Here is a 23520-nt window from a genome sequence, read left to right on the forward strand (position 1 = left end):
GCTTGCGCGGCTCAGCCCCGGCCCGTCAGCCAGTTTCCCAGTGCCGCCAGTTTCGATGGGCCCGCACCCGGCCGGTCCTCGCGCCGGTCGGCGGCGTTCAGAAGCGCATACATCCCGTGCACCCCCAGCCAGCGGAAGGGTTCCGGCTCCCAGTCACGGACCTTGCGGTTGACCCAGGGCAGATGCGTCAGATCGGTGTCGCGCCCAAGGGCGAGGTCGGCCAGCGTCCGCCCCGCCAGGTTCGAGGTCGAAACCCCCACCCCCACATAGCCCCCCGCCCAGCCCAGCCCCGTGACGGGATCGAGGCCCACCGTCGCGCACCAGTCGCGCGGCACGCCCAGGACGCCGCACCAGGCATGGTCGATCCGCGCCTCCCTTGCGGCGGGGAAATGCCGGTGCAGGATCGCCGTCAGCCGCCGGATCGTCTCGGGGTCGGGCGCGCCATTGGTGTCAAGGTTCGAGCCGAAACGGTAGGGTACCCCCCGCGCGCCCACGGTGATCCGGCCCTCGCGCGTGCGCTGGCAATAGCAGTAAGCGTTGGCGAAATCCCCCACGATTTCATGGCCCTGCCAGCCGATCTTCTCCCAGACTTCCGGCGGCAGCGGCTCGGTCGCGATCTGGGCCGAATTCATCGGCAGCCATTCCCGCCTGTGCCCCGGCAGGCCCGCGGTGAAGCCTTCGGTGCAGCGCAGGATGACAGGGGCCTCGACCCTGCCGCGGTCGGTCGTCACCAGCCCCGGCTCATAGCCCGTGACGGTGGTGCCCTCGACGATCCGCACTCCGGCGCGTTCGACCGCCCGTGCCAGGCCGCGCACCAGTTTCGCGGGCTGGACCCGGGCCACGTTCGTCACCACCATCGCCCCCAGCGCCCCGGGAATGCGGATGCGGGCCTCCAGGTCGCGGGCCGACATCTCGAACACCCGATCCTCTTCGCCCCAGTGCCGGCGATGCGCGATCTCGGCCCGCATCCGTCCGACCTGTGCCGGCTTTGTCGCCACCATCAGCTCGTCCGTACGCTGGAGGTCGGCGTCGATGCCTTCAGCTTCCGCCACCCGGATCACCTCGTCCACGGTGCCGTTCATCGCCTCGACCATCGCGCGCACAGCGTGTTCCGACGAGGTCTGAAGATACCTCGCATGGTTCCAGGCGAAGCCGCCCGTCAACCAGCCGCCGTTCCGGCCACTGGCGCCGAAGCCCGCGAATTCCTTCTCGATCACCAGGACATCCAGCGCGGGCTGCGCCTGCTTCAGATACCAGGCAGTCCAGAGCCCCGTATACCCCGCCCCGATGATCGCCACATCCGCCGTCGTGTCCCCCGCGAGCGGCGCGCGACGGTAGGGCAGGCCGATATCGGCATACCAGAAAGAGACATCGCCGATCCGCATGGTTACCCCTGTTTTCGGCCAAGGGGCCACAGGCCGGGGCGCATTTCAAGGCAAATGGCCGTTGCTTTCGGCCCTCTGCCCCCCGATGCTGCCCGAAAACCACGGGAAGGCACGGATGCAGGGCTTCTTCGTCCCCGGCCCCTACGACGACGGCGACCCCGTCACCGGGCATTATTACGAGACCGCCTCCGCCGACCCCGCGCGCCCTCAGGTCTGGGGCTACACCGCCGCGCTCTCCTATCGCCCGGGCCAGACGCTGCGCCTGCACGCCATGTCCTCCGCAGGGCAGGCGCGGCTCAGCATCGCCCGGGACGGGCGGACGCCCGTCACCGTCCTTGACACCACGATCCCGACGACCTTTGCCCCCACGCCCGCCGACTGCTCGGTCAAGGGCTGCGGCTGGCCAGTCGCCTTCGAACAGGCGATCCCGGACCACTGGCCCAGCGGGGTCTATACCGTGACGCTCGCGGTCGAGGGCCATGTCTCGCAAGGCATGTTCGTGCTGAAACCCGCCCGTCCCGCGGCGAAGCTCGCCCTCCTCCTCGCCACCGGCACCTGGTGCGCCTACAACGACTGGGGCGGGTCGAACCATTATCAGGGCCTCTGCGGCCCCGGCGGGGGCGATTTCGCGGCCGAGGTCAGCCTGCATCGCCCCTGGGCCACCGGCTTCGTCCGCTGGCCCAAGGACGCGCCGCGCATCCCGCACGCCTCGCCCTTGCTCTCGCGCCCCCGCTATCCGCACATGGACCATGCCCGGGCAAACGGCCTCTCGAAGAAATACGCCTCCTCCGGCTGGGCCGCCTTTGAACGCCCCTTCGCCCTTTGGGCCGAAGAGCAGGGCATCGCACTGGATTACCTGACCCAGCACGACTTCCACGCCGACCCCGACTTGCTGAAAGGCTATGGCCGGGCCGTGATCGTCGGCCACGACGAATACTGGACCTGGGAGATGCGCGACCACCTCGACGCCTGGATCGACGCGGGCGGCCAGCTGGCCCGCTTCGGCGGCAATTTCTTCTGGCAGACGCGGCTTTCGGCCGACCTTCTGACCCAGACCTGCCACAAGTCCCGCGCCGAGGCCGAGGACCCGCTTGCCGCCACGGACCGGATCACCAGCTACTGGGACCACCCCCGCACCCGCCGCCCGGCCGTGGCCACGATGGGCCTGACCGGCAGCATGGGCGTCTATGCCGGCTGGAGCCGCTGCGCCGCCCATGGCTCGGGCGGCTTCACGATCTATCGCCCCGACCACTGGTCGCTGGCGGGCACGGGCCTTGGCTACGGCGATGTCCTTGGCGCGGCGTCGAAAATCTTCGGCTACGAGGTGGACGGGATCGACTACGAGATCCGCAAGGGCCTGCCTTACCCCGCGCACGACACCGGGCTTGAGGGCGAGTTGACCATCGTTGCCCTGTCGCCTGCCACCACGCTTGCCCATCATACCGGGCGGCACGACATGGATCACTTCATCGGCACGCTCGACGCCGAGGAGGTCGCCCGGACGATCCACGGCGCGGTCACACCCGAAACCCTGGGCCTTGCCAGCCGGGGCAACGGCTGCATGGCGGAATACCGGCGGGGCGGGGGGGCGGTGTTCAACGCCGCCAGCTGCGAATGGGTCGCGGGCCTGATCGCACGGGAGCGGCCGGTCGAGGTGGTCACGCGCAACCTCCTTCTGGGCGACTGGGGGGGCAGTTGAGCAATCCCCTTTCCGCGAAGCGCATCATCGGCTAGGCCTTGCGCCATGTTGAGCCTGTCGAACCTTGCCGTTGCCCGAGGCGGCGTGACCGTCCTGCGCGGCCTGACGCTGACCGTGGCCCCCGGCGAGGCGCTGATCTTGCGCGGGCCGAACGGATCGGGCAAGACGACGCTGCTGCGCACGCTGGCCGGCCTGCAGCCGCCCGCCGAGGGGACTTGCGACCTGCCCGCAGACAGCGTGGCCTACGCCGCTCATGCCGACGGGCTGAAATCGACGCTGACGGTCAGCGAAAACCTGAGCTTCTGGTCGCGCATCTACGGCGGCCCCGCCATCGACCCTGCGCTTCGGGCGCTGGACCTGACGCCGCTGACCCGCCGCCGGGCCGGAGAGCTTTCTGCGGGCCAGAAACGCCGTCTCGGCCTTGCGCGCCTGCTGGTCACCGGCCGCCCGGTCTGGCTGCTGGACGAACCCACCGTCAGCCTCGACGTCGCCTCGGTTGCGATGTTCGCCGATGCCGTCCGTGGCCATCTTGCGACGGGAGGGCTGGCCGTCATCGCCACCCATGTCGACCTCGGCCTGCCCGAGGCGAGGGTTCTCGACCTCGGCCCCTACCGCGCGCGGGTGATCCAGAGCACCGGCTTCGACGAGGCTTTCACATGATGCGTCGCGCCCGGGCCAGCCGTCGGAGCCTCCGGCGGGAGTATTTCGGAAAAGGGCAAATGCGGGGGATGGCATGAAGGCGCTCCTCCTGCGCGATCTGAGGCTTGCCTTCCGCTCGGGCGGTGGCTTCGGGCTTGGGCTTGCCTTCTTCTTCCTTCTTTCCGTCCTTGTCCCCCTGGGCGTCGGGCCCGAGGGCGGCACACTTTCCCGCATCGCGCCCGGCATTCTCTGGGTGGGTGCCTTGCTCGCCTGCCTTCTCTCGCTCGACCGCATCTTCGCGCTGGACCATGAGGACGGCTCGCTGGACCTTCTGGCCACCGCGCCGATCCCGCTGGAGGCCGTGGTGGCGGTGAAGGCGCTGGCCCACTGGATCGTCACGGGCCTGCCTCTGACCCTGATCGCCCCCGGCCTCGCCATCTTCCTGAACCTGCCGCCTGCGGGCTACCCCTGGCTGGTCCTGAGCCTTCTCCTCGGCACTCCGGCGCTGTCGATCATCGGGGCCTTCGGGGCCGCCCTGACCGTGGGCCTGCGCCGGGGCGGTCTGCTTCTCAGCCTTCTGGTCCTGCCGCTTTATGTGCCGACCCTGATCTTCGGGGGAGAGGTCGTGCGTCGGGGGGCCGAGCACATGGCGCTGGCGACACCGCTTGCGCTGCTGGCCGCGATCAGCCTGGGCGCGGCGGCGCTGCTTCCCTTTGCGGCCGCCAGCGCGATCCGCGTCAATTTGCGCTGATGTCTCGCGCGATGGTGTGTTGAGCGGGACCCGCGAACAGGATAGGCAACGCCCCATGTCGATCTGGGAATATGCGAACCCGAAGAAGTTCATGGCACTCTCGGCCCGGGCCTTGCCCTGGGCGGTGGGGTTGACCCTGGTGCTGCTGGTCACGGGCCTGGTCTGGGGCTTCTTCTTCACGCCGGACGATTACAAGCAGGGCTCGACCGTCAAGATCATCTACCTGCATGTCCCCTCGGCCATGATGGCGATCAATGCCTGGGTGATGATGCTTGTGACCTCGCTGATCTGGATCGTCCGCCGTCACCATGTCAGCGCCCTGGCCGCCAAGGCCGCCGCCCCCGTGGGCCTCACCTTCACCCTGATCGCACTGGTGACGGGCGCGCTCTGGGGGCAGCCGATGTGGGGCACCTGGTGGGCCTGGGACCCGCGGCTGACCTCGTTCCTGATCCTGACCCTGTTCTATTTCGGCTACATGGCGCTCTGGGCCGCGATCGAGGACCCCGACACGGCGGCCGACCTCACCTCGATCCTGTGTCTGGTGGGCTCGGTCTTCGCGCTGCTCAGCCGCTATGCGGTCCTGTTCTGGAACCAGGGGCTGCACCAGGGGGCGTCGCTCAGCCTGGACAAGAAGGAGAACGTGTCGGACGTCTTCTGGCTGCCCCTGGTGATCTGCATCGCCGGCTTCGTCCTCTTGTTCGTGACGATGGTCCTGCTGCGCACCCGGACGGAAATCCGCGCGCGGCGGTTGAAGGCGCTTCTGGCGCGGGAGAGGGTGGCATGATGCCGGATCTCGGGAAATATGCGGTCGCGGTGCTGGGGTCCTACCTGGCGACGGCGCTGCTGATCGCGGCGCTGGTGGCGCTGACCCTGTGGCAGTCGGCCCGGATGAAGCGCGCCCTTTCCGAGGTCGAGGCGCGGCAGGGGAAGTCGGATGGCTAGATGGCTGATGGTGCTGCCCCCGGTCCTGTTCGCGGGGCTGGCGGGGCTGTTCTACGCGGGGATGTACCGCGACAATCCGGGAGAGCTGCAATCCGTCTTCGTCGGCAGGCAGGCCCCGGTGCTGCCCGCGACGGCGTTGCCCGGCATTCCCGGACTGACCGGGGCCGATCTGCGGACGGGCGAGGTGACGGTGGTCAACTTCTGGGCCACCTGGTGCCCGCCGTGCCGGGCCGAGCATCCCGTCCTGAAGGAAATGGCCGCACGCGGTATCCGCGTCGCCGGGGTCAACATCATGGACGACGACGCGAAGGCGGCGGCCTACCTTGCCGAGGAGGGCAACCCCTTCATCGGCGTCGCGACCGATCCGCAGGGACGCAACCGGGTGGAATGGGGGGTCACCGCCCCGCCCGAGACCTTCATCGTGGGCGGTGACGGGACCGTCCTGTTCCGCTTTGTCGGCCCCCTGGTCGGGACCGATTACGAGACCCGGTTCAAGCCGGAGCTGGAGAAGGCACTGAAGGCGGGCGGGTGAGCGCCCACTGACTGCCCACGCCGGGCAGATTTTCCGCGCCAATGAAATCAAGGGTTTGGCTGTGGGCGTTCGGGATCGGTTAACCTGAACCGGCTGTGGGCCAACCCCGCGCGAAGGGCGCGGGAACGGCCCACCCTACGGGCGTTGCCTCAGAGGAGAGCGAGTGCTGCAACCAGCGCCAGCGCGGCGAGGAGCGCGAGATCGACAGGGGCAGGGACCGGAAGGGATCGGGCCTCCTGACGGGTGAGCGCGGATTGCGGGCGCAGCGGCGGGAAACGGTCGGACATGATGCAAGCCTTCTGGCTGGTTGGATACCCGAAGGCTGCGCTGGAAATTGAGAACAAAAAGTGAAAGCCCGGGCGTTGCCCGGGCCTTCCCTGGAAACAATCCGTTTCCGAACTCAAGCCGCGGCGAGGTTCCGCAGCACATAGTGCAGCACGCCGCCGTTCTGGACGTATTCGATCTCGATGGCGGTATCGATCCGGCATTTCAGCTGGATCGTCTTCTCGGTCCCGTCGGCATAGCGGATGGTGCAGGGGACCAGCGACAGCGGCTTCAGGTCGCCCTCGAGCCCGCCGATGCTGACCACCTCATCCCCCGTCAGGCCCAGGGTCTTGCGGGTGTCGCCGTTGGTGAACTCGAACGGGATCACCCCCATGCCGACGAGGTTCGACCGGTGGATGCGCTCGAACGATTCGGCGATCACGGCCTTGACGCCCAGAAGCGCCGTGCCCTTCGCCGCCCAGTCGCGCGACGACCCCGCGCCGTATTCGATGCCGCCGAAGATCACCAGCGGCACGCCCTGCGCCTGATAGGCCATCGAGGCGTCGTAGATCGAGGTCTGCTGCCCGTCCGGTCCCTTGGTGTAGCCGCCTTCGACGCCATCCAGCATCTCGTTCCGGATGCGGATGTTGGCGAAGGTGCCGCGCATCATCACCTCATGATTGCCGCGCCGGGCGCCGTAGCTGTTGAACTCGGAAACCGGAACACCCCGTTCGGTCAGATACTTGCCGGCGGGAGTCGAGGCCTTGAAAGACCCTGCCGGGCTGATGTGGTCGGTGGTGATCATGTCGCCCAGAAGCGCAAGGATCCGCGCGCCGGTGATGTTGCGGATGACGCCGGGCCTGGGCGACATGCCCCGGAAATAGGGCGGGTTCTGGATGTAGGTCGAGCTCGGCGGCCAGTCGTAGGTTTCCGAATCCGTGACCTGCACGGCCTGCCATTTCGCATCGCCCTTGAACACATCGGCGTATTTCTTCTGGAAGGCCTCGCGCGTGACGACCGCATGGACGATGTCGGCGATTTCCTTGTTCGTCGGCCAGATGTCCTTCAGGTAGACCGGCTGGCCGTTCGACCCGGTGCCGAGCGGTTCGGTGGTCAGGTCGATGTTCATGTCGCCCGCCAGCGCGTAGGCCACGACCAGGGGCGGCGATGCCAGGTAGTTGGCGCGGACGTCCGGGGAAATCCGGCCCTCGAAGTTGCGGTTGCCCGAGAGGACGGCTGCGGCGACCAGGTCGCCCTCGGCGATGGCCTTGGAGATTTCCGGCTGCAACGGGCCGGAGTTGCCGATGCAGGTGGTGCAGCCGTAGCCGACCAGGTTGAAGCCCACGGCGTCGAGGTCTTCCTGCAACCCGGCGGCGTTCAGGTATTCGGACACGACCTGCGATCCGGGGGCAAGCGAGGTCTTGACCCAGGGCTTGCGGTTCAGACCCAGAGCACGGGCCTTCCGCGCCACGAGCCCCGCGCCGATCATCACATAGGGGTTCGAGGTGTTGGTGCAGGAGGTGATCGAGGCGATCACGACCTTGCCCGACGACAGCTTGTAATCCTGCCCCTCCACCGCAACCTCGACGCCCATCGGGCGCTTGAAGCTTGCCTCCATCTCCTTGGCAAAGCTGGCCTTGGCCTCGGTCAGCGGCAGATAGTCCTGCGGGCGTTTGGGGCCCGAGATGGCGGGGACGATCTCGCCCATGTCGAGGTGCAGGGTCGAGGTGTAGATCGGGTCGTAATCGGGCCCGCGCCACATGCCCTGCGCCTTGGCGTAAGCCTCGACCAGCGCGATGCGCCCCTCGTCCCGGCCGGTCATGTGCAGATAGCGCAGCGTTTCGTCGTCCACGGGGAAGAAGCCGCAGGTGGCACCATATTCGGGCGCCATGTTGGCGATGGTGGCGCGGTCGGCCAGCGGCAGATGGTCCAGCCCCTCGCCGTAGAATTCGACGAACTTGTTCACCACGCCATGCTTGCGCAGCATCTGCACGACCTTCAGCACCAGGTCCGTGGCCGTGGTGCCTTCGCGCATCTGGCCGGTCAGCTTGAAGCCGACGACCTCGGGGATCAGCATGGACACGGGCTGGCCCAGCATCGCCGCCTCGGCCTCGATCCCGCCGACGCCCCAGCCGAGGACCGCGAGGCCGTTGATCATGGTGGTGTGGCTGTCGGTGCCGACCAGCGTGTCGGGGTAGGCCACGGTCTCGCCGTTCTGGTCGGTGTCGGTCCAGACGGTCTGGGCAAGGTATTCCAGGTTGACCTGATGGCAGATGCCGGTGCCGGGCGGCACGACGCGGAAGTTGTTGAAGGCCTTCTGCCCCCATTTCAGGAAGACATACCGCTCCATGTTCCGCTCATACTCGCGGTCCACGTTCATCTGGAAGGCGCGGGGGTGGCCGAATTCGTCGATCATCACCGAGTGGTCGATGACAAGATCGACAGGGACCAGAGGGTTGATCTTCGCGGCCGAGCCCTTCAGGCCCTTGATCCCGTCGCGCATCGCGGCAAGGTCCACCACGGCCGGAACGCCGGTGAAATCCTGCATCAAGACGCGGGCGGGGCGATAGGCGATCTCGATCGGGTTCTGGCCGCCGTTCGCGCCCCAGGTGGAAAAGGCGCGGATGTCATCGACGGTGACGGTCTTGCCGTCCTCGAAGCGCAGCATGTTCTCCAGCACCACCTTCAGCGAGGCCGGAAGGCGCGAGAATTCGCCCAGACCCGCGGCCTCGGCCGCCGGGATCGAGTAGTAGTGGACCGTCTGGCCCCCTGCGGTCAGGGTCTTGCGGGTCTTCGAAAGGTCATGTCCAACGGTGACGGTCATCTCTGGCTCCCTGGGAAGGCGGTTGCTGATACTCAGTATACCATTGTATGCCGAATATCCAGCCCTGCGGTGTGGCTTTCCTACAGCAAATGTCAGGTCTCTCGCAAAACCTTGATTGGCTCGTGTCTGCGGGCCTCCCTATAACGCAGGGGGGACAAGGATCAGGATAGCCATCATGCGACATTTCGTCAGTGCTGCTTGCGGGCTCTGGCTTGCGGCCGCGGCGCCCTTGCAGGCCGAGCCGGTGGTCGTGGTCGAGTTGTACACCTCGCAAGGCTGTTCCTCCTGTCCGCCGGCAGACGAATTCGTGGCGATGCTGGCGTCGAACCCGCAGATCCTGCCCTTGGCGCTGCATGTCGACTATTGGGACTACATCGGCTGGGAGGACAAGTTCGCCCATGCCAAGTTCACCGACCGCCAGCGGGCCTATGCCCGCGCGATCGGGTCGCGGACGATCTACACGCCGCAGCTGATCATCGGCGGGGCGGACCGCATCGAGGGCTTCGCCCCGGAAGAGACCGCCGACCGGCTGCGTGCGCATCTTGCGGCGGGAACGCCGGTGCAACTGACGGTGACGCGCAAGGGCGACCGGGTGGTGATCCGGGCCGAGGCCGATCCTCCGCTGACCGAACCCGTCCGGGTGCAGCTGGTGCGCTACAAGCCGCGAGAGACGGTGACGATCGAGCGCGGCGAGAATGCCGGCAAGACGATCACCTACACCAACATCGTCACCTCGTGGGAAATGCTCGAGGACTGGTCCGGCCGGGAACCGCTGGAGGTTTCGGCCCCCTTCGCCGGGGATGAGCCGGGCGCGGTGATCGTGCAGGAGGACGGCCCGTCCGAAATCCTGGCGGCGGCCCGGGTGGACTGAGCGCGCGCCTGCGATCCCTGTTGCCGGGGATGTCGGGCAGGCTGGTCCCCGGACGGGCCGGGGGACGAGGTCCGGCAGGCCGAAGCGGCATCAGTGCGAGGCGGTCTTCCCGGCCTTGTTTCCCCCTTTCCAGCGCCGGTGAATCCAGAACCACTGGTCGATGTTCTGGCGCACCAGCGCTTCGAGGCTGTCATTCAGCGCCTGGGTCATCGCCTGGGGCGTGCCGTGCGGGATCGGCGGTTCGACGATGATACGGAAGGACAGCCCGTCCGGCTGGCGCACGGCATAGGTCGGCACCAGCAGAGCGTCGTATCTCAGCGCCAGTTCCGCCGCCGAAAGCGCGGTCAGCGCCGGATGGCCGAAGAAGTCCAGCGCCTCGCCATGCACCATGTGCTGGTCAACCAGCATCCCCAGCATCCCGCCCGAGCGCAGATGCCGCACCATGTCGGCCAGCCCGGCCCGGCCCCGCGGGAAGACCGGCGTGCCGATCCGCGAGATCGCCCGGACGTAGTGTTCGTTGAAATGCCGGTTCGTCATCGGCATGTACAGCGCGCCGACCCGATAGCCGCGCGAGATCAGCGCGGCGCGGCTGGCGTCGTAGTTGCCGAAATGGCCCGTGACCAGGATCACCGGCCGGCCGACCTTGTGGGCCTCTTCCAGCGCCGCCACGCCCTGGCCGGTCAACGGATGACTGGCGGCGCGGGCGATGAACTCGGGCCCGGAATAGATCTCGATCACGGTGCGGCCCACATTGTCGGGCACGGCGCGCGCGATCCGCTCCACCTCGGCCGGGGGCAGGTCGGGCAGGACGAGGGCGAGGTTGTCCCGGATGCGTTGCCGGTAGCCTGCCAAGGGGGCGATGATGCGGGACAGGACCCAGCCGCACAGCGGCACCCGCCAGCGATAGGGCAGGCGCAGAAGCAACCAGATCAGCCCACGCAGCGCGCGGTCCTGCAGCCAGTGGCGAAGGTGGAAATCGGGCGCTTTGGCCATGGATCAGGTGCCGTGTGTGCTGCTTTGCGAGGCAAGGCGGGTTTCGCGGTGCCAGACATAGAGACCCGCCGCCACGATCACAAGCGCACCGATCACCGTCCAGCGGTCCGGCCACTGGTCGTACAGCACCGCGCCCCAGACGGTGGCGAAGACGATCCCGAGATAGGCGAAGGGCGCGACGATCCCCGCCTCGGTGATCGAGAAGCTGCGGATGATGCAAAGCTGCGCGCCGGTGCCAAGGCAGGCGATCAGCCCGAATTTCCACAGATCCTCGCCGGCCACCGGCTCCCAGACGAAGGGCAGGGCGGTCCCGGCGACGACGGTGCCGAACAGCGCGGCATAGACCATCGAGGCCCAGACGCTTTCCTGCGCGCCGATCTTTCGGGTCAGGAGCGCCGATGCCGCGTAGGAGACCGCGCAGAGAAGCGGCAGGATCGCGGCCCAGCTGAAGACCCCCGCGCCCGGCCGGATCACGATCAGCGCGCCGGCAAGTGCCACGACAACCCCGGCGATGCGGCGCGGGCCCAGCCTTTCGCCCAGAAACAGCGCGGCGCCCAGGGTGATGAGGACCGGATTGGTGTCGGCGACAGCCGTCGCCTCGGCCAGGCCGATATGGCCAAGCGAGAGAAAGAAGAAGGTCGTCGCCCCGAACTGCGCCGCCGACCGCCAGAAATGCAGCACCGGAAAGCGCGTCCGCAGCACCGGGCCGAGGTGGTGGCGCAGGAGCAGAAGAACCAGCAGCAGCTGCCCGGCAAAGCGGACCCAGATCACCTGCGGGGCCGGATAGCGGTCGATCAGGCCCTTGGCGGTGGCATCCATGGCGGTGAAGAGGAAGATCGCGAGGATCATCAAGGCCACGCCACGCGTGACGTGGGACAGGTTTGCGGCGGACATGGCCCGGGTCTAGAGCCTTGCCCCGTCGCCTGCAAGCGGGTGGATCCCTGCGACGATCCCTCGGGACTGTTCCCCTGCCGGAAACAGGAAGCCGGGTTTCTTGCCTTTCCCTGCGTGAAACTTGCGGTATTCTGATCGGATTGATGACCTTATTGGAGAGATAAGATGAAGATTGCAATTGCTGCGGCGCTTGTCCTGGCGGCGGGTGCGGCCCAGGCGGGCGGGCCGGTCGTGGTGGCCGAAGATCCGGTGGTGGCGGCTCCGGCTGCGGCCGGGACCCCGGATTTCGACTGGACCGGGTTCTATGTCGGTGTCAGTGCGACAAGCGGCACGCTGAACGACGGGACGTCGGATTTCGGCAGTTCGGGCTTCGGCCTGCAGGCGGGCTATCTGCGCGATCTGGGCGGGTTCGTCCTCGGGGGCGAACTGGCTGTTGCCAAGGGCGATTACGGCGATGACGCCCCGGCGGCCGACTGGGATGCCGCCCGGCTGAAGCTGATCGGTGGCTATGGCGCGGGGCGGGTGCTGCCCTATGCCTTCGTCGGGATGACGCGCTATGACGTGAACCAGACACCCGCCTATTCGGATACGCTGATGAACTACGGCCTCGGCGCGCGGGTCGCGCTGGGCGCGGCAGGAAAGGTCGTGGTCGGGCTGGAATATCTGGTCGAGAAGAAGGACGGCTTCGACGAGGCCTTCGATTTCGACAACCGCGAAGTCGCGCTGCGCATCGATTACCGGTTCTGACTCTTGCGCGTGCAAGGCCCGCGAACCGGGCCTTGCCGCCGGGGGTCAGTCCTCCTCCCGCTGGATCAGGGTGATCTCTCCGCTCGCCTCCAGCGTGCGGATCGCCGCGATGATCGCGGTCATCGCCTCTTCGCCGTCCTTTTCCTTGACCTTTCCGCGGGCGCCCATTTCCTCGCGCAGGCCCTGGGCGAGGCGCTGCGAGATGTTGGCAAGGATGAACTCCGCCGCCTCTTCCAGCCCCGGCTTGCCCATCGCGGCGGCCAGCGCGGTGACCAGTTTCGGCTGTTCCACCAGGCGGGTGATCTTCGGCGCGTCGCGCGGGTTGAGGCGTGTGGGGATATGGGCGAAGGTGAAGATCGCCTTCCTGACCTCGGCGGCAAAGGCGGCATCTTCTGCCTCCAGCCCTTCAAGCACATCGTCGCGGGTCAGCGAGGGCGAGACGTTCAGGATTGCGCCAACCCGTTCGACCGGACCCTGGTCAAAGGCCCTGGGCGGCTGGTTGTCCAGTTCGGCCAGAAGCGCCGCTCCGATCCGGCGGACGGTTTCGGGATCGACGTTGCCGGTCAGCGACACCGCATAGGCCACGCGTCGCGCGCGTTCGCCCGGCAGCTTGCCCAGAAGCTCGGCCGCGCGGCCCACGGGCAATTTCGACAGCATCACGGCGCCGACCTCGACCGCCTCGTTCAGGAGGATGGGCATCAGCCGGTCGGGGGGCAGGGCCATGATCCGCTCCCACGGGTCGATCTTGGACGAGGCCGACGCCATCCGCCGCAGGCGGGAGGCGGCCGATTGCGAGATATGCCCGTCCATCATGGACAGCGCGCCCTCGATCCCGCCGGGGAAGGCGAGGCCGACCGATTCCAGTTCGGCGAGAAATTCGCCCACCACCTCGTCCAGCGTGGCGCGGTCGATCAGCCGCATCTGACCCATCTGTTCGGCCAGCGCGGCCTGCATGTGTTCGGGCAGTGACGCCAGGGGCAGCGAGCTGCCTTCGGTCAGAAGATAGCGCACGATCACCGCCGCCTTCTGTCGCGGGGTCAGAACCCGCCGGGGAAGCGGCGGGACCGTGGAGATCCGGCGTTCGGGGGTGATCCGGGCAAGGGGCACCATGTCCTGGGGCATCGGGTCCTCATCGATTCCTGTGACGGGAACCCTCGCAGCCCCGGGTTAACGGAGCCTTGACCGCATCCCTCAGCTGGTCGGTTTCTCGACGCAGGTGCCCTTGGCGCTGTCCCAGACCATCCCGGGGGTGCAGCTGGCGGCTGTCTGGTCGATGTGCTCGCCACGGCAATTCGCGGCGGCGAGGCCTGGCAGGATGGAAAGGGCGAGCACGGCGAGCAAGCTTGCTGATTTCATCGGATCCTCCTTGGGGTTGGGTCGGGGTCAGAAGGTGTAGGTCACTCCGGTCGTGATGGCGGTGGCGAGCGACTGTTCGGCCCAGCTTCCCGCACCGCCATGCGCGCGGATCTGGTCAAGCTGCGCCCTGGCCAGCGCCATCTCGTCCATCTGGACCAGAAGCTGGCCGTAATAGCTGCGCGCAAGGTTGTTGGCCGGGTCCAGCGCAATGGCGCGTTCGTAGGCGGCGATCCCGGCCTCGATCTGGCCGGTCTGGCGCAGAAGGAAGCCGCGGTAGGTCATCACCCGGCTGGTCTCGCCCTCGGTCATCGCGGCAAGCACGAGCTTGGCGTCTTCATAGCGCCCGGCATAGGCCAGCTCGCGCACCGCGCCAAAGCGCTGGTCGTCGTTCAGGCTGCTATCATCGGCCTTCACGCAAGCCCTGGTCTTTTCGTCCCAGACCGTGCCCTTTTCGCATTGGGTGGTGGTTTCGGTCGGCACGGGCGGCGCGCTGTCATCGCTGCCCGCCGCAAAGGCCGCGCAGGGCGTAAGAAGGAAGGCGGCAGCAAGGATCATGCGCATCGTTGCACCTTTCGGAAATTTTCTGAAAAGGTAGCACGATCGGCGCGCAATCAAGACCGCAAATTAGGGCCCGGTTTCAAGAGGCCGATCACGCTTTCGTCAAGAGCCGAAAACCCGGGCAAAGATCGTGTCCACATGCCTGGTATGGTAGCCAAGGTCGAACTTCTCCTCGATCTCGGCAGGCGACAGCACTGCCGTCACCTCGGGGTCGGCCAGAAGCTCGGTCTTGAAATCCGCGCCCTTTTCCCAGACCTTCATCGCGTTTCGTTGCACCAGGCGATAGGCGTCCTCGCGGCTGACGCCCGCCTGGGTCAGCGCCAGAAGCACGCGCTGAGACATCACCAGTCCCTTGAACCTGTTCAGGTTCTTCAGCATGTTTTCCGGGTAGACCACCAGCTTTTCGATGACGCCCGCCAGACGATGCAGGGCGAAATCCAGCGTGATCGTCGTGTCCGGGCCGATCATCCGCTCGACCGAACTGTGCGAGATGTCCCGCTCATGCCACAGCGCCACGTTCTCCAGCGCCGGGACCACCGCCATCCGCACCAGACGCGCAAGGCCGGTGAGGTTCTCGGTCAGCACGGGATTGCGTTTGTGCGGCATGGCGCTGGACCCTTTCTGGCCGGGCGAGAAGAACTCCTCGGCCTCCAGCACCTCGGTCCGCTGCATGTGACGGATCTCGATGGCGACGTTCTCGATGGAGGAGGCGATCACCCCAAGCGTGGCGAAGAACATCGCATGCCGGTCGCGCGGGATCACCTGCGTGCTGATCGGCTCGGGCGTCAGGCCCAGCATCCTGCAGACATGCTCTTCCACGCGCGGGTCGATGTTGGCGAAGGTTCCCACGGCGCCGGAGATTGCGCCGGTCGCAACCTCTTTCCGTGCGTTTTCAAGCCGTTCGCGGTTGCGCTTCATCTCGGCATAGAAGCGGGCGAAGGTCAGGCCCATTGTCGTGGGTTCCGCGTGGATACCGTGGCTGCGCCCGATGCGGATGGTATCCTTGTGCTCGTAGGCGCGGGTTTTCAGCGCGGCTAGCACCCGGTCAAGTCCCTTGAGCAGCAGGTCCGCCGCCCGCACCAGCTGGATGTTCAGCGTGGTGTCCAGCACGTCCGACGAGGTCATGCCCTGATGGACGAAGCGCGCGTCCTCGGCCCCGATATGTTCGGCCAGATGCGTGAGGAAGGCGATCACGTCGTGCTTGGTCACCGCCTCGATCTCGTCGATCCGGGCCACGTCGAAGGTCACATCCTTCGCGCGCCAGACGGCTTCGGCATTGGCCTTGGGGATCACGCCAAGGGCGGCCTGGGCGTCGCAGGCGTGGGCTTCGATCTCGAACCAGATCCTGAAGCGGGTTTCCGGGGACCAGATCGCCACCATCTCGGGGCGGGAATAGCGCGGGATCATCGCAGGGCCTATAGGGCAGGGAAAACTCGCGTCCCCTTACGCCGCGTGAGGGCATGGTGCAAGGCACGAACGGCCGCATCGGACCGTCCGGCGTCCGACGGACAAAGACCGAACTGTTGCCAAGGCCAAAACGCAATTATGCCGTAGTGGTTGGTCAGATAGGGGCGTGACCCGAGGCGGCCCCGCGCTGCATCGGGCGTGACATGGAATGAAGGACGACGATGTACGAAGACAGCAGGATCGGCCAGGGCGTGATCGGGGCAGCCCTGTTGCTGGCGGTGCTTTTGCTGGCCGGGGGCTATCTTGGCTGGTTGCACCCCTTGGGGGATTCGCTTGCAGTGGGGCGCGGGATTGCCGCCGTGGCGATTCTGGTTCTGGCCGTCGCCGCCACCTTTGCCGGGCTGCGGATGGCAGCCTTCGTCTCGATGCTGCTGGCGATGCTGACGGGCGGGCAGGTGCTTCTGGCCTATTCCTGGCCGGGCCTGCCGGGGCCCTATTCGGTCTATCAGAAGAACATGCTGTACCGGAATGCCGAGCTGCCCGCGCTTGAGGCCGACATCCGCGCCATGGCGCCGCAGATCGTGACCTTGCAGGAAGTGTCGGAGCCGAACCTCGCGCTGCTTGCGGCGCTGAAGGATGCCTATCCGCACCAGCACGTCTGCCCCGGCAGCCGCGTCGGCGGGACGGCGATCCTGACGCGGCTGACCCCGGTCGAGGGCACCGCCTTCTGCGCGCCCGGACTGGCCGTGATGCAGGTCGTGGCCGGGAACGAGGCGCAGGACCGGATCTGGCTGGCCTCGGTTCATCTGCACTGGCCCTGGCCCTATGGCCAGGCCGACCATGTCGAGCTTCTGCTGCCCGTCCTGGACCGGATCGAGGGGCCGGCGATCATGGCGGGCGATTTCAACATGGTGCGCTGGGCGAACTCGGTCTCGCGGATGGCCGACATCCTCACGCTGCGCCCGGCGGGGCCGACCTTCGGCACCTATGTCGGGCTGTCGGACCTGTTCCGCCTGCCCATCGACCACGTCTTCGCCACTCGCGGCGGCAGGGTCATCCCGCGCGGAGCGTTCGGGTCGGACCATCTGGGCCTCTTCGCCGAAGTCGGGATCTGAGACCTGCCCGGCCTTCACGCGGGCTTGACCGGCGCGGTCGATGGGAGGGGCCTGGGCTGTGTCGTCGACGGGGGGACCGGAATTGCTCGGTCTGGCGGCCCTCGGACCCGGCCGCCTGCTATGGGGGCGAGGTGCGGGGGATGGAGGTGCGGTTCCCCTCGCAAAGCGGGGACCTGAGCGTGGGCCGATCTGCGGACCTGTAACCTGCCCGCGCGTGGTCAGGTTGCCGATGTCAATGATTTCAATGGTTTGTCTGTGGTTGTCAGGGATTTGTCAAGACTTGCCTTCGCCCCAGGAACCGCCTTTCGGTGACTTCGTCCCTCCTCGCCGGCGTCCTCGCCGACAAGACTCCGAAGCTGTGACGCGGTCGGGTTTCGTCACCCCATCAACCTGTCGTCGAACGGATAGCGCGTCAGCGTCTCGCAGCCCGTTTCGGTGATCAGCACCTGATCCTCCAGCTTGATCGAGAAATCGCCGCCCTCGGGCGAGACCAGCGCCTCTACGCAGAGCACCATCCCCGGCTCCAGCGCCGCATCGAAGGCACCGGGCATCCAGCCGTCGGGATAGTGGACATAGGGCCATTCGTCACAAAGCCCGACACCGTGCATCTTGCAGGAATACTTCTGCGCCCAGTATTCCGGGGCAAGCTGGTGCCCTTCCATCACCAGCTCCTCGATGGTGACGCCGGGCTTCAGGCGTGCCTTGTGGTCGGCGATGTGGTCGAGCGCGTGGTGAAAGGCCGACACCATCGCGTTCGAGGGCCGCGCGTCGCCCACCCACCAGGTCCGGCTGATGTCGATGCAGAAGCCGTAAGCGCCGATCAGGTCGGTATCGAAGGCCACGATCTCGTTCGGCTGCACGATCCGCGGCCCGCATTCCTGAAACCACGGGTTCGTCCGGGGCCCGGAGGCCAGCAGCCGCGTCTCGATCCACTCTCCCCCGCGGCGGATGTTGGCGGCGTGAAGCTCGGCCCAGATCGCATCCTCCGAGACGGTGCCCGAGGGCACATTGGCCCGCGTGAAGGCCTCCATCTCGGCGATCCCGGCCTCGCAGGCATGGTGGGCGCAGCGCATCGCCAGGATCTCGTCCGGCGTCTTGACCGCGCGCACCCGTTCCGTCACCTCCTCGCCTTCCTCCACCACGAACCCGATCGCCTCCAGCGCGCGCAGGCCGTGGACCATGATCTTGTCCACCGCCAGCCGCCGGTTGGTCCCCGCATGGTCCCGCATCACCTCGTCCACCTGGCGCGCGAAGCCCTGCGCCGCCTGCTGCCCCCGGTCGCCGGTGGAATTGTAGAAGAACGTCGCCCCCGACCGCAGTTCCTTCACCAGGGGGTTGAACGTCACGAGGAAGGGCGAGTTCTTGTATTCCCACATCACCATGTGGCCATCGGCGCACAGAAGGCAGGCCCGGAACGGGTTGTGGGTGTTCCACAGCTGCATGTTCGTGGTGTCGGTCGCATAGCGGATGTTCAGGGGATCGAACATCAGCAACCCGCCATAGTCGCGCGCCACCAGCCCCGCCACCAGCCGCTTCCAGCGGTCCTCGCGCATCCGCGCCAGGTTCGGCAGGTCCAACCCCGCCGCCGCCCATTCCGCGAAGGCCAGTTGCGTCGGCCCGATTTCGACCCGGTCGTTGTCGTTCGGCGTCCCGTCGCCCAGAGCCGCCCCTCGCGTCGGGTCGATCTTCCGGCGGTCCCGGTGATAGTCCATGAGGCGCCTTTCCTTTCCCCCAGACTGCCCGGGCGACGATCCGCCGCTTCTCCATCCGCGACGCGCGGGGTCGCAAATGTGTTGGTTGCACCCCCGCGCGGCCCATGGTCAAAGACCGCCATGGCCAAGCCGACGCGAGACATTCTACAGACCGGGCCCATCCTGCAGGACCGCCTGCCGCATCTGCCCTGGCTTGACCCGCGCACGCGGCGCCTGCCGGGTATCCTGCCGGTCGAGGGGCAGGACTGGCTGCGCCAGGATGAGGCCTACGGCCCGCAGATGGCGCTGCGCGACCGGCTGATCGCGGCGCGGGCATCGGCGGTTCACGCCCTGCTGCCCGAGGCCCGCCCGGCCGCCGACGAGCTTTACGCCACAACGCTTGACTGGCTGCGCGCGGCCCCCGGTTTCACCCTGACCGACAGCTCCGCCACCCGCCCCGACGGTATCACCGTGCCGCTTGACCCCGCCCAGCCGCTTCTTACCCTTGGCCGGCTGGTGCAGGAGGACCTCTGCCTGATGCAGCAGGACGGGGCCGAGTATCGGCTGACCGGCGCCATCCTGTGTTTTCCGGCCTCCTGGAGCCTGAGCCAGAAGCTGGGCCGCCCGCTGACGGGCATCCATGATCCGGTCCCGGTCTATGACGCCGATCTGGCGAAACGCGTGGCCCGCCTGTTCGATGCGATCCGGCCGGACCAGCCCTTGTGGCGGATGAACTACCTGACCTACGACGACTTCACCCTGCACCAGCCCAGGGTCGAAGGCGAAAGACGCCCGCAGCCGTCGGACCATGTGTTCATCCGCTGCGAACGCCAGTGCCTCTTGCGGCTGCCGGTGACGCGGGCCGTGGTCTTCACCATCCATAACTACGTCGTGGACGCGGCCACGGTCAGCGCCGAGGAGCTGGCCGCGCTGCGCGAGGCCGTCCATTGACCCTTTCCGAACGGAGACTGACATGCCCGGACTGATCCGCAGGACCCTTCTGATCGGCGGCGCGGCCGCAGCCGCCGGGGGCGTGGCGCTCTGGCGCTGGCGGGCGCCGGGGGCGACCGACATTGCCTATGGTGCCGATCCGCGCCAGACCATGGACCTGACCTCTCCTCGCGGCACCGCGCCCGCGCCGGTCGTGGTGATGATCCACGGCGGCGCCTTCCGCATGGGCGACAAGTCCGACCTTGCGATCTGGCCCTAGATCCTGGACGCGGGCATCGCCGTGGTCCGGGTGAACTACCGCCTGTCGGACAGCGCGAAATGGCCTGCGCAGGGCGATGACTGCCTGTCGGCGATCGTCCACCTGCAACGCGAGGGGGCGGCGCTGGGCATCGACCCGTCGCGGATCGTGCTTCTTGGCCAGTCGGCGGGGGCCTTCCTTGCGGTGTCGACTGCGCTGAGTCTGGTCGAGGTCGGGCTGCCGCCGCGCGGGGTGGTCAGCCTTTTCGGGCCGATGGATTTCTCGACGATGGATCAGGACATGGCCACGCTGGGCCGGACGCCGCAGATGGGTCCGACCGATGCGGCGGCCAGCGCGGAAAGCCAGCTGCTGGGGTTCCCCGTGGGCGAAAACCGCGCGGCGGCCCGGGCGATGAGCCCGCTGGCGCGGCTGTCGCTGCTGAAAGAGCCGCTGCCGCCGATCCTGATCCGCCATGGCGATGCCGACCCGCTGATTGCCGATCTTCAGGCCAGACGGCTGCGCGAAGCCTGGATCGCCGCCGACCCCAGGGCGCAGGTCGACTACAAGCTGGTCCCAGGCGCGGGCCATGGGGGCGAAGCCTTCGAGACGGGGCCGGTCAAGGCCGAGGTGCTGGCCTTCCTTCAGAAGGTGCTTGCCTGAGCCTGTCCGGCGGCATGGGGCGAAGCACCCCCGAGGCCCGAGCCGGTTGCCGCTTGCGCCAGAGGCGAGACAATGAGTCGTCGCGCGTCAGCGCCAGGTCCGAACCCCGCTCGGGCCCGGCTGCCGCGGCTCACTCCTCGCGCCCGATGTCCTTCAGATCGCGCCCGTTGACCCAAAGCCAAAGCGCGCGGCCGAGGCCGTAGGGCAGGGCGATCCCGATGCTGGCCCAGCCGAGCAGATAGCCCGTGACCTGGATCACGGCGGTGGCGACCGGGCCGGGCGGGGCAGGAGGGATCGCCGGGGGGGCGGGGAGGCCGTCCGTGCCGGTCCTGGTCGTGGCCTTGCGCGCGCCCGCGATCTCGTCCCGGATCGCGGCCAGCGGGTCGGTGCCCGGCGGATGCGGCTCGGCCAGGACCACGGGCGGCACGTCCGGCGCAGAACCCGGATCAGCCGCGGCCGAAGCGGCAGGAGGGGCTGCGGAGGGCAGGTTCGGGGTTGGAGCGGCGGCCTCGGCCCAGAGATGCGGCTCGATCTCGGCCACCAGCGCATTGCCGCGCGTGACGTCTCGGTCGGCGGTGGCGCTGGCATGGGCCAGGGTCGCGGCGAGGTGCCTGATCCAGCCCGCCACCCGCAGATGCGAGGGGACAAGGCGCTCGGCCCGGCCCAGCTTTTCCGCCGGGAGACGTCCCGCGCCGTTCTTCACGTTGATCGCGACCCGGCGGGCGCGTCGGGCGGCCCAGCCATGCAGCGGCGCCACGCCGTCCCGCACCAGGGTCAGGCTCGCCCGCCCCAGCGCGCGAAGGTCGAACGGCGGGCGCTGTCCGCCCGAGGCCCAGATTTCTGGCCGCCCCTTACCCGGTTGCTTTCTCAACGGATCCATTGCCATGCCCACTCCTGGCGTCCAGCCCCGCCATCTTCAACCGCAGGTTATCCTCCCCTGGTGTGGTTTCCAAGACGTGAATGCCCGCAGCCAACCCATTGATTTCCTTGGGTCGCCCACAAGAGCCGCGCGCGGCGCCCAATGAAAAGGGCGCCCCGGCGGGCGCCCTTTCCTGTCCCTCGCCGGGTGGGCAGTCTGCCCACCCCCCTTTTCAGCAGGAGTAGTACAACTGGTATTCGACCGGGTGAGGCGTGTGCTCGTAGGCATAGACCTCTTCCCACTTCAGCGCCATGTAGGCCTCCAGCTGGTCGCGGGTGAACACATCGCCCGCCAGCAGGAAGTCCATGTCCTTCTCCAGCTCTTCCAGGGCTTCCCGGAGCGAGCCGCAGACGGTCGGGATTTCCGCCAGTTCCTCGGGCGGCAGATCGTAGAGGTCCTTGTCCGAAGCCGGACCCGGATCGATCTTGTTCTTGATGCCGTCAAGGCCGGCCATCAGCAGCGCCGCGAAGGCGAGATAGGGGTTCGCCGACGGATCGGGGAAGCGGGCTTCGACACGCTTGGCCTTGGGCGACTCGGTCCACGGGATCCGCACGCAGCCCGACCGGTTGCGGGCCGAATAGGCGCGCAGCACCGGCGCCTCGAAGCCCGGGATCAGGCGCTTGTAGCTGTTGGTGCCGGGGTTCGTCAGCGCGTTCAGCGCCTTGGCGTGCTTCAGGATACCACCGATGAACCACAGCGCCTCCTGGGAAAGGTCGGCATATTTGTCGCCCGCGAACAAGGGCTTGCCGCCCTTCCAGATCGACATGTTGACGTGCATCCCCGAGCCGTTGTCGCCCTTCATCGGCTTCGGCATGAAGGTCACGGTCTTGCCGTAGGCGTGGGCGACGTTGTGGATGACATACTTGTATTTCTGGATGTTGTCGGCCTGCTCGACCAGCCCGCCGAAGATCATCCCCAGCTCATGCTGGCAGGTCGCGACCTCGTGGTGGTGCTTGTCCACCTTCATGCCCATCCGCTTCATGGTCGAGAGCATCTCGCCGCGGATGTCCTGCGCCTCGTCGATCGGGTTCACCGGGAAGTAGCCGCCCTTGTGGCCCGCGCGGTGGCCGTAGTTGCCGCCCTCGGTCACGGTGTCGGTGTTCCAGGCGGCGGCTTCCGCATCGATCTCGTAGGCCACCTTGCGGGGGGTCACCGAATAGCGCACGTCGTCGAAGATGAAGAACTCGGCCTCGGGCCCGAAATAGGCTGTGTCACCGATGCCGGAGGACTTGAGGTAGGCCTCGGCCTTCAGCGCGGTCTGGCGCGGGCAGCGGCTGTAAGCCTCGCCGGTGTCGGGCTCGACCACGTTGCAATGCACCGCCATGGTCTTTTCGGCATAGAACGGGTCGATATAGACCGACGCCGGATCGGGGATCAGCTTCATGTCGGACTGGTCGATCGACTTCCAGCCCGCGATCGACGAGCCGTCGAACATGAAGCCTTCCTCGAAGAAATCCTCGTCCACCAGGTCGGCCACCAGCGTCACGTGCTGGAGCTTGCCCTTCGGGTCGGTGAAACGGATGTCGACGTATTCGACTTCCTCGTCCTTCATCAGTTTCAGAGCCTTGGCAACGGCGCTCATCTGACTGCCTTTCGGTTTGGGGTTAGGGTTTCAGGCCGTGAGGCCCGGTTCAGACAGCATCGTCGCCGGTTTCGCCGGTGCGGATGCGGATGGCTTGTTCCACGGGGGTGACGAAGATCTTGCCGTCGCCGATCTTGTCGGTGCGCGCGGCCGCGATGATCGCCTGGACGGCGGTATCCACCATGTCGTCGGTCAGGACGACCTCGATCTTCACCTTGGGCAGGAAGTCGACGACATATTCGGCGCCGCGGTAAAGCTCGGTGTGTCCCTTCTGGCGGCCGAAGCCCTTGACCTCGGTCACCGAAAGACCCTGGATGCCCGCCTCCTGAAGCGCCTCTTTCACCTCGTCCAGCTTGAACGGCTTGATGATCGCTTCGACTTTCTTCATGGGCTGGCCTCCCCCGGTTCGTCCTCGCCCGTCTGACCACTTCCCCTTTCGGGGGGCAATGTGACAGGGTTTTGTTCGGGGCTTCGCCGGAGGGATTCCTTGGGTGCTGCCTAA

Annotated in this window: 25 protein-coding genes; 12 read left to right on the forward strand and 13 right to left on the reverse strand. The window is 67.3% G+C overall.

What is annotated here, in order from left to right; all coding sequences use genetic code 11:
- Positions 1 to 11: 11 nt before the first annotated feature.
- Complete coding sequence (locus D5084_RS15370; RefSeq protein WP_128516390.1) at positions 12 to 1385, reverse strand: NAD(P)/FAD-dependent oxidoreductase; 1374 nt, start codon at positions 1383 to 1385, stop codon at positions 12 to 14.
- 85 nt (positions 1386 to 1470) lie between these two features.
- Here D5084_RS15370 and D5084_RS15375 point away from each other — a divergent pair, with 85 nt between their 5' ends.
- The 6 genes from D5084_RS15375 to D5084_RS15400 all read left to right on the forward strand — a co-directional run bounded on the left by D5084_RS15375 (position 1471) and on the right by D5084_RS15400 (position 5948).
- On the forward strand, positions 1471 to 3084 hold the full coding sequence (locus D5084_RS15375; RefSeq protein ID WP_128516391.1) for a N,N-dimethylformamidase beta subunit family domain-containing protein: 1614 nt from the start codon (positions 1471 to 1473) through the stop codon (positions 3082 to 3084).
- A gap of 45 nt (positions 3085 to 3129) precedes the next feature.
- Entirely contained in the window at positions 3130 to 3744 is a 615-nt protein-coding gene (gene ccmA, locus D5084_RS15380; RefSeq protein WP_128516392.1) for a heme ABC exporter ATP-binding protein CcmA, read from the forward strand.
- Positions 3745 to 3817: 73 nt separating this feature from the next.
- Positions 3818 to 4474, forward strand: coding sequence for a heme exporter protein CcmB (gene ccmB, locus D5084_RS15385; protein WP_128516393.1), 657 nt, complete (start codon positions 3818 to 3820; stop codon positions 4472 to 4474).
- A gap of 55 nt (positions 4475 to 4529) precedes the next feature.
- Entirely contained in the window at positions 4530 to 5258 is a 729-nt protein-coding gene (locus tag D5084_RS15390) for a heme ABC transporter permease (protein WP_128516394.1), read from the forward strand.
- Positions 5255 to 5416 carry a heme exporter protein CcmD gene (ccmD, locus tag D5084_RS15395; protein ID WP_128516395.1) on the forward strand — a complete coding sequence of 54 codons (162 nt, stop codon included), beginning with the start codon at positions 5255 to 5257 and terminating at the stop codon, positions 5414 to 5416. The genes D5084_RS15390 and ccmD overlap by 4 nt, the downstream gene beginning before the upstream one ends.
- Complete coding sequence (locus D5084_RS15400; protein ID WP_238382677.1) at positions 5409 to 5948, forward strand: DsbE family thiol:disulfide interchange protein; 540 nt, start codon at positions 5409 to 5411, stop codon at positions 5946 to 5948. Before ccmD ends, D5084_RS15400 begins: the two co-directional genes overlap by 8 nt.
- A gap of 149 nt (positions 5949 to 6097) precedes the next feature.
- Here the strand turns inward: D5084_RS15400 and D5084_RS18400 are convergent, their stop codons facing one another.
- Complete coding sequence (locus tag D5084_RS18400) at positions 6098 to 6235, reverse strand: hypothetical protein (protein WP_155523140.1); 138 nt, start codon at positions 6233 to 6235, stop codon at positions 6098 to 6100.
- Between the two features lie 113 nt (positions 6236 to 6348).
- Positions 6349 to 9036 (reverse strand): aconitate hydratase AcnA, encoded by a 2688-nt coding sequence (gene acnA / locus D5084_RS15405; protein WP_128516396.1) that lies wholly within the window; start codon positions 9034 to 9036, stop codon positions 6349 to 6351.
- Between the two features lie 175 nt (positions 9037 to 9211).
- Between acnA and D5084_RS15410 the strand changes: the two genes are divergently transcribed.
- Positions 9212 to 9907: a DUF1223 domain-containing protein gene (locus tag D5084_RS15410; protein WP_128516397.1), complete on the forward strand. Its 696-nt coding sequence runs from the start codon at positions 9212 to 9214 to the stop codon at positions 9905 to 9907.
- Between the two features lie 90 nt (positions 9908 to 9997).
- On the opposite strand, the gene D5084_RS15415 is transcribed toward D5084_RS15410, so the two are convergent.
- Positions 9998 to 10900, reverse strand: coding sequence for a lysophospholipid acyltransferase family protein (locus D5084_RS15415; protein WP_128516398.1), 903 nt, complete (start codon positions 10898 to 10900; stop codon positions 9998 to 10000).
- Between the two features lie 3 nt (positions 10901 to 10903).
- Entirely contained in the window at positions 10904 to 11794 is an 891-nt protein-coding gene (locus D5084_RS15420) for a DMT family transporter (RefSeq protein ID WP_128516399.1), read from the reverse strand.
- A gap of 165 nt (positions 11795 to 11959) precedes the next feature.
- Between D5084_RS15420 and D5084_RS15425 the strand changes: the two genes are divergently transcribed.
- Complete coding sequence (locus D5084_RS15425) at positions 11960 to 12541, forward strand: outer membrane beta-barrel protein (RefSeq protein WP_128516400.1); 582 nt, start codon at positions 11960 to 11962, stop codon at positions 12539 to 12541.
- 45 nt (positions 12542 to 12586) lie between these two features.
- On the opposite strand, the gene D5084_RS15430 is transcribed toward D5084_RS15425, so the two are convergent.
- The 4 genes from D5084_RS15430 to purB all read right to left on the reverse strand — a co-directional run bounded on the left by D5084_RS15430 (position 12587) and on the right by purB (position 15862).
- Positions 12587 to 13663, reverse strand: coding sequence for a flagellar motor switch protein FliG (locus D5084_RS15430; RefSeq protein WP_128516401.1), 1077 nt, complete (start codon positions 13661 to 13663; stop codon positions 12587 to 12589).
- Positions 13664 to 13732: 69 nt separating this feature from the next.
- Positions 13733 to 13897, reverse strand: coding sequence for a hypothetical protein (locus D5084_RS18565; RefSeq protein WP_187644694.1), 165 nt, complete (start codon positions 13895 to 13897; stop codon positions 13733 to 13735).
- 27 nt (positions 13898 to 13924) lie between these two features.
- A complete protein-coding gene (locus D5084_RS15435) occupies positions 13925 to 14452 on the reverse strand; it encodes a tetratricopeptide repeat protein (RefSeq protein ID WP_354001230.1) in 528 nt (175 codons plus the stop codon).
- A 105-nt stretch (positions 14453 to 14557) separates the two neighbouring features.
- On the reverse strand, positions 14558 to 15862 hold the full coding sequence (purB, locus tag D5084_RS15440; protein ID WP_128516403.1) for an adenylosuccinate lyase: 1305 nt from the start codon (positions 15860 to 15862) through the stop codon (positions 14558 to 14560).
- A 221-nt stretch (positions 15863 to 16083) separates the two neighbouring features.
- Between purB and D5084_RS15445 the strand changes: the two genes are divergently transcribed.
- The gene (locus D5084_RS15445; protein WP_128516404.1) at positions 16084 to 16977 is read left to right on the forward strand and encodes an endonuclease/exonuclease/phosphatase family protein; all 894 of its coding nucleotides are present in this window, start codon (positions 16084 to 16086) and stop codon (positions 16975 to 16977) included.
- Between the two features lie 377 nt (positions 16978 to 17354).
- Here D5084_RS15445 and dddP read toward each other — a convergent pair whose 3' ends face one another.
- A complete protein-coding gene (dddP, locus tag D5084_RS15450; RefSeq protein WP_128516405.1) occupies positions 17355 to 18689 on the reverse strand; it encodes a dimethylsulfonioproprionate lyase DddP in 1335 nt (444 codons plus the stop codon).
- 120 nt (positions 18690 to 18809) lie between these two features.
- Here dddP and D5084_RS15455 point away from each other — a divergent pair, with 120 nt between their 5' ends.
- From D5084_RS15455 to D5084_RS15465, 3 genes are read left to right on the forward strand one after another with little or no spacing between them, the layout of a single operon-like run.
- Positions 18810 to 19619, forward strand: coding sequence for a heme-dependent oxidative N-demethylase family protein (locus D5084_RS15455; protein ID WP_128516406.1), 810 nt, complete (start codon positions 18810 to 18812; stop codon positions 19617 to 19619).
- 22 nt (positions 19620 to 19641) lie between these two features.
- Entirely contained in the window at positions 19642 to 19878 is a 237-nt protein-coding gene (locus D5084_RS15460) for a hypothetical protein (RefSeq protein WP_128516407.1), read from the forward strand.
- Positions 19879 to 19893: 15 nt separating this feature from the next.
- Complete coding sequence (locus D5084_RS15465) at positions 19894 to 20517, forward strand: alpha/beta fold hydrolase (RefSeq protein WP_354001231.1); 624 nt, start codon at positions 19894 to 19896, stop codon at positions 20515 to 20517.
- A 130-nt stretch (positions 20518 to 20647) separates the two neighbouring features.
- Here the strand turns inward: D5084_RS15465 and D5084_RS15470 are convergent, their stop codons facing one another.
- The 3 genes from D5084_RS15470 to D5084_RS15480 form a co-directional block, all read right to left on the reverse strand.
- Positions 20648 to 21403: a hypothetical protein gene (locus D5084_RS15470; protein WP_128516409.1), complete on the reverse strand. Its 756-nt coding sequence runs from the start codon at positions 21401 to 21403 to the stop codon at positions 20648 to 20650.
- A 205-nt stretch (positions 21404 to 21608) separates the two neighbouring features.
- On the reverse strand, positions 21609 to 23018 hold the full coding sequence (gene glnA, locus D5084_RS15475) for a type I glutamate--ammonia ligase (RefSeq protein ID WP_128516410.1): 1410 nt from the start codon (positions 23016 to 23018) through the stop codon (positions 21609 to 21611).
- Between the two features lie 49 nt (positions 23019 to 23067).
- Complete coding sequence (locus D5084_RS15480) at positions 23068 to 23406, reverse strand: P-II family nitrogen regulator (protein WP_103255696.1); 339 nt, start codon at positions 23404 to 23406, stop codon at positions 23068 to 23070.
- Between the last annotated feature and the right edge of the window lie 114 nt (positions 23407 to 23520).

Source organism: Tabrizicola thermarum (genome assembly GCF_003574395.1).
In the GTDB taxonomy this organism is placed as follows: Bacteria; Pseudomonadota; Alphaproteobacteria; order Rhodobacterales; family Rhodobacteraceae; genus Tabrizicola; species Tabrizicola thermarum.

What these genes read in the sequence shown, in the direction of transcription:
- D5084_RS15370 (WP_128516390.1), bottom strand. Translation starts at nt 1,385, where the DNA reads ATGCGGATCGGCGATGTCTCTTTCTGGTATGCCGATATCGGCCTGCCC.
- D5084_RS15375 (WP_128516391.1), top strand. Translation starts at nt 1,471, where the DNA reads ATGCTGCCCGAAAACCACGGGAAGGCACGGATGCAGGGCTTCTTCGTC.
- ccmA (WP_128516392.1), top strand. Translation starts at nt 3,130, where the DNA reads ATGTTGAGCCTGTCGAACCTTGCCGTTGCCCGAGGCGGCGTGACCGTC.
- ccmB (WP_128516393.1), top strand. Translation starts at nt 3,818, where the DNA reads ATGAAGGCGCTCCTCCTGCGCGATCTGAGGCTTGCCTTCCGCTCGGGC.
- D5084_RS15390 (WP_128516394.1), top strand. Translation starts at nt 4,530, where the DNA reads ATGTCGATCTGGGAATATGCGAACCCGAAGAAGTTCATGGCACTCTCG.
- ccmD (WP_128516395.1), top strand. Translation starts at nt 5,255, where the DNA reads ATGATGCCGGATCTCGGGAAATATGCGGTCGCGGTGCTGGGGTCCTAC.
- D5084_RS15400 (WP_238382677.1), top strand. Translation starts at nt 5,409, where the DNA reads ATGGCTAGATGGCTGATGGTGCTGCCCCCGGTCCTGTTCGCGGGGCTG.
- D5084_RS18400 (WP_155523140.1), bottom strand. Translation starts at nt 6,235, where the DNA reads ATGTCCGACCGTTTCCCGCCGCTGCGCCCGCAATCCGCGCTCACCCGT.
- acnA (WP_128516396.1), bottom strand. Translation starts at nt 9,036, where the DNA reads ATGACCGTCACCGTTGGACATGACCTTTCGAAGACCCGCAAGACCCTG.
- D5084_RS15410 (WP_128516397.1), top strand. Translation starts at nt 9,212, where the DNA reads ATGCGACATTTCGTCAGTGCTGCTTGCGGGCTCTGGCTTGCGGCCGCG.
- D5084_RS15415 (WP_128516398.1), bottom strand. Translation starts at nt 10,900, where the DNA reads ATGGCCAAAGCGCCCGATTTCCACCTTCGCCACTGGCTGCAGGACCGC.
- D5084_RS15420 (WP_128516399.1), bottom strand. Translation starts at nt 11,794, where the DNA reads ATGTCCGCCGCAAACCTGTCCCACGTCACGCGTGGCGTGGCCTTGATG.
- D5084_RS15425 (WP_128516400.1), top strand. Translation starts at nt 11,960, where the DNA reads ATGAAGATTGCAATTGCTGCGGCGCTTGTCCTGGCGGCGGGTGCGGCC.
- D5084_RS15430 (WP_128516401.1), bottom strand. Translation starts at nt 13,663, where the DNA reads ATGCCCCAGGACATGGTGCCCCTTGCCCGGATCACCCCCGAACGCCGG.
- D5084_RS18565 (WP_187644694.1), bottom strand. Translation starts at nt 13,897, where the DNA reads ATGAAATCAGCAAGCTTGCTCGCCGTGCTCGCCCTTTCCATCCTGCCA.
- D5084_RS15435 (WP_354001230.1), bottom strand. Translation starts at nt 14,452, where the DNA reads ATGATCCTTGCTGCCGCCTTCCTTCTTACGCCCTGCGCGGCCTTTGCG.
- purB (WP_128516403.1), bottom strand. Translation starts at nt 15,862, where the DNA reads ATGATCCCGCGCTATTCCCGCCCCGAGATGGTGGCGATCTGGTCCCCG.
- D5084_RS15445 (WP_128516404.1), top strand. Translation starts at nt 16,084, where the DNA reads ATGTACGAAGACAGCAGGATCGGCCAGGGCGTGATCGGGGCAGCCCTG.
- dddP (WP_128516405.1), bottom strand. Translation starts at nt 18,689, where the DNA reads ATGGACTATCACCGGGACCGCCGGAAGATCGACCCGACGCGAGGGGCG.
- D5084_RS15455 (WP_128516406.1), top strand. Translation starts at nt 18,810, where the DNA reads ATGGCCAAGCCGACGCGAGACATTCTACAGACCGGGCCCATCCTGCAG.
- D5084_RS15460 (WP_128516407.1), top strand. Translation starts at nt 19,642, where the DNA reads ATGCCCGGACTGATCCGCAGGACCCTTCTGATCGGCGGCGCGGCCGCA.
- D5084_RS15470 (WP_128516409.1), bottom strand. Translation starts at nt 21,403, where the DNA reads ATGGCAATGGATCCGTTGAGAAAGCAACCGGGTAAGGGGCGGCCAGAA.
- glnA (WP_128516410.1), bottom strand. Translation starts at nt 23,018, where the DNA reads ATGAGCGCCGTTGCCAAGGCTCTGAAACTGATGAAGGACGAGGAAGTC.
- D5084_RS15480 (WP_103255696.1), bottom strand. Translation starts at nt 23,406, where the DNA reads ATGAAGAAAGTCGAAGCGATCATCAAGCCGTTCAAGCTGGACGAGGTG.